General features: G+C 58.8%; 3 protein-coding genes and 1 pseudogene. 1 reads left to right on the top strand and 3 read right to left on the bottom strand.

Annotated features, from left to right (window positions below; genetic code table 11):
* Window positions 1-845 precede the first annotated feature (845 nt).
* The gene (locus tag H0V78_06225) at window positions 846-1,085 is read left to right on the top strand and encodes a UvrD-helicase domain-containing protein (GenBank protein ID MBA2351377.1); all 240 of its coding nucleotides are present in this window, start codon (window positions 846-848) and stop codon (window positions 1,083-1,085) included.
* A gap of 89 nt (window positions 1,086-1,174) precedes the next feature.
* Here the strand turns inward: H0V78_06225 and H0V78_06220 are convergent, their stop codons facing one another.
* From H0V78_06220 to H0V78_06210, 3 genes and pseudogenes are all read right to left on the bottom strand, one after another.
* Entirely contained in the window at window positions 1,175-1,351 is a 177-nt protein-coding gene (locus tag H0V78_06220) for a hypothetical protein (GenBank protein MBA2351376.1), read from the bottom strand.
* Between the two features lie 130 nt (window positions 1,352-1,481).
* A complete protein-coding gene (locus tag H0V78_06215; GenBank protein ID MBA2351375.1) occupies window positions 1,482-2,087 on the bottom strand; it encodes a multicopper oxidase domain-containing protein in 606 nt (201 codons plus the stop codon).
* A gap of 914 nt (window positions 2,088-3,001) precedes the next feature.
* Window positions 3,002-3,343: pseudogene (locus H0V78_06210) on the bottom strand (coproporphyrinogen III oxidase).
* Window positions 3,344-3,519: the final 176 nt, after the last annotated feature.

Below are 3,519 nucleotides of genomic sequence, written 5' to 3'. Positions count from 1 at the left end.
GCACGCCGCGCCATGTCAATGTCCTATCGCCGATCGTGCACGCGATTCCGGTGCAGTTGCTCGCGTATCACGCGGCGCTGCAAAGAGGGACGGACGTGGACAAGCCCCGGAATCTGGCGAAGTCGGTGACTGTGGAGTGAGATTTTGGTACAACGCAAAGGAAGCCACTGGTTAGCTGGCGCGGGCCGCTATTGTCAAACGTTAGATTCCGACTCCAACCCTGAATATTGCAGGCCCCCGCCGCTTGGTAAAACGCGGCGCATTATTGCGATCACTGCGCTAGCGCTGAATGAATGTACCGCCCCAGAACGTACGGCAAGCATCCAGCTGTTTGAGGAATTTCGGTTCGCCGCCATGCGTGTGGTAGGTTTCCCATATTGCATCCGTCCCGGCTGTCGAGGCTCGATCGCAGGCCACGACAAACCTAACGCGACTCAAGGGCGGTAACTATGGGGCAATCGTTCGGAGATGATTCTGGCTTGCCGCCTTGCCTGGATCGACAGCTAACAGTGGGGGACCGCATCATCCATCCGACGTATGGTGAGGGAACGTTGTCCAGCGGGTGGGATGGCTATCGGGGAATTGATTTTCTTGAGGGTCTAGTCACATTCAGGGGGGCTGATCAATGCCGCTTTGTTCCGCTCAATGAGGTCGGAGTGTGGAAATTCGTAACGACCGAAGAGGCCAGTGCATGGGCTCAAGAGCGGGAAGCCGAACGTGCAAAGGAGTTGAGCGATTTGCGTTGCGGGTTGCAGACCAATTTCCTGCGAACTGACGCTCGATTCGTACACGGGGACTCCATCCTCGTCTCGCAGTCGGAGTACTTGCGGCACTAAACCACATTCATTCAGCAATGGGTATGCGAGAACATTCCGGCACCGCAAAACGAACCCGCGCAAATCCCTGACCTGCACCAAGCAGCGGCCATCGGGGCGATACAGACACACGCGCAGATCGTTGCCAGAGCAGGCAGTGGCAAGACCGAGACGCTTGCGAATAGGGCCGCGTTTCTGCAAAAGCACTGCGGTGTTGCGCCGGGAGAGATGCTTTACTTGCATTCAGTAGGTACGCTCGGCTCACGCTGAGACGCACGCTTTGACGGGCGAGCGGGTTGGGCAGCAGATTGCCGCGTTCGAAATCTGGGTGAACGACTGCCCGTTGCTCAGGTAGAACTCTAAAACCGCGAGGGTCCGGCGTTCAAAAAGCGAAAGCGATATTTGCGCCGCGCGACCCGGAAGAACGGTTGAATCTTGCCGTTGACCGTGAATTTGTCGCCGAGGAAACCATCGAGATCGAACTGATCGAAGAACAACAGCCCGTTGCTGTCGAAGTGCTTGTCCGCAAAAACCATGGGAACGTCGAATTCGCCGCTCGGCAGCCGAAACGCGTTCGGGTTGCTGTCGGTTTCGTTGCCCGAATCGCGCTGGTCGAACAGCAGATAGAATCCGGCGAGCCCCTTGTAGACATTGGGCGCGGTGAATTCATGCGGTGGTCGTGATACCAGAGCCCAAGGCTTCGCGCACGTCGCCCCTCGGCGGGAATGCGTCGTAACCCGCGAGAATGTTCGGATAGTGATGATCCTTGAACTGCCCAACCTCGTAAAAATCGTTGGGAAATCCGTCGCTTTCGGACGCGATATGGGCGTTGTGCAAATGCGTGATGACGCTCGGGATGCCGAAGCCGACATGGTTGGCCGGGAGGTTGTTGCGGAAGCGCACGATGATCGGCTCGTCGTAGCGCGCCTGGAAAGTCGGGCCCGGGAAAATGCCGTTGAAACCGAAAATCGTGCTAGGCGGCAAATCGCGATGGAACGAGTACTGCGATGCACTCTGGCTGATGTCGTAAAACTTGCGCGCGGGAAACTCGGCGTAGCGCTGGAAAGCGGCGGTGTTGGGCGGCGGGCTCAACGATGAAACTGGTTGCGCCACTGGCGGGATCGGCATTTCGTCGACAAACGGTACGGTTTGCGGGCTTTGCGGCAGTTCGTCGCCGCGTGAAAAACCATCTCGCGAGAAACCGTCGTTCGAATCGCGCGACGAATCGGAATCGCGCCATTGGGCATCGGCACGGGAACCGGCCCCGGCCATTGCGATAGACCCGCCTGCAGCCAGCGCCAGTTTCAGTATTTCGCGCCTCGTGGGACTTACTGTTTTTTTCTTCGAAATGTTTCCTCCCCTATCCGGCTGGATAAAGTTCGATAGCAGCCCTCACTCCGCTCGATAATATACACGCGAGCGCGGGTGTTGGATGCGCGGATCGCGGGGCGATTCGAGTCGACAGCAACGGCTTAAATCCATTCTTTGCGCACTATAAACTCCTGGTACAGACGTTCTTCCTCGCTTCCAGGCTCGGGCTTCCAGTCATAGCGCCAGCTCACAACAGGGGGCAGCGACATCAGGATGGATTCGGCGCGACCTCCGGATTGCAGGCCGAACAATGTGCCGCGGTCGTAGACCAGATTGAATTCGACGTAGCGGCCGCGCCGGTAAAGCTGGAAATCGCGCTCGCGCTGCGCATACGGCAAGGTCATGCGCCGTTCGAGGATGGGCAGATAGCCCGGCAGGAAGTGATCGCCGACGCTTTGCACGAGTGCGAAGCACGATGCAAAGTCGGGTTGATTCAGGTCATCGAAGAAAATGCCGCCGATGCCGCGCGGCTCGTTGCGGTGTTTGATGAAGAAGTAGTCGTCGCACCATTTTTTATAGCGCGCATGGTAATCCGCGCCGAATGGCGCGAGCGCATCGCGGCAGTTGCGGTGCCAGTGGATGGCGTCTTCGTCGTAGCCGTAGTAGGGCGTCAGATCCATGCCGCCGCCGAACCACCAGATTGGCTTTGCGCGCGCATGTGCGCCGCTGTCGGCGTCTTCTCCCGCGTCTGCGCTTCGCTTGTCACCGCGATCGCGTTCAGCAGTTGCGACGAGATGCAATTCAGGCTTCTGCGCGCTCTCTCTCGATGCCGGGCGCTCGTCGTTTGCAGCGTCGTTCGCAGATGTCTCGTCGGAAGCAACCGCAACGAAAAACCGCACGTTTAAATGTACGGTCGGCACATGTGGATTGCGCGGATGCATGACGACCGATACGCCCATCGCCTGCCACGAGCGGCCGGCCAGCGCGGGGCGAACGGCGCTGGCCGACGGCGGCAGCGCATCGCCGAAAACGTGCGAGAAACCGACGCCGCCGCGCTCGAATACCGCGCCGTCTTCCAGTATGCAACTGATGCCGCCGCCCCCTTCGCCGCGCTGCCATTCGTTGCGGCAAAAACGACCGCCGTCGATCTGCTCGAATGCAGCGACTAGCGCTGTTTGCAGTCCCGTCAGATAAGCTCTGACTGCGGCAAGATCCAACCGGGCGCTTTCCAATTACGGCCTCAATAGAGTTGTCATTCCCACGCAAGCGGGAAGGTGCATTCACGTTTGAAGTGCAACGGTTCAAGGAATCCGCGGAATATCTCGGCCGGCGTTCGAAAGCCCAGGCATTTACGCGGGGTGTGATTATAGGCGGCTACCAGGACATCGAGTTC

The sequence above is a fragment of the Burkholderiales bacterium genome (assembly GCA_013695435.1).
Classification (GTDB): domain Bacteria; phylum Pseudomonadota; class Gammaproteobacteria; order Burkholderiales; family JACMKV01; genus JACMKV01.
Note: the sequence above shows the minus strand (reverse complement) of the source record. Positions and strands in the feature narration are given on the sequence as shown.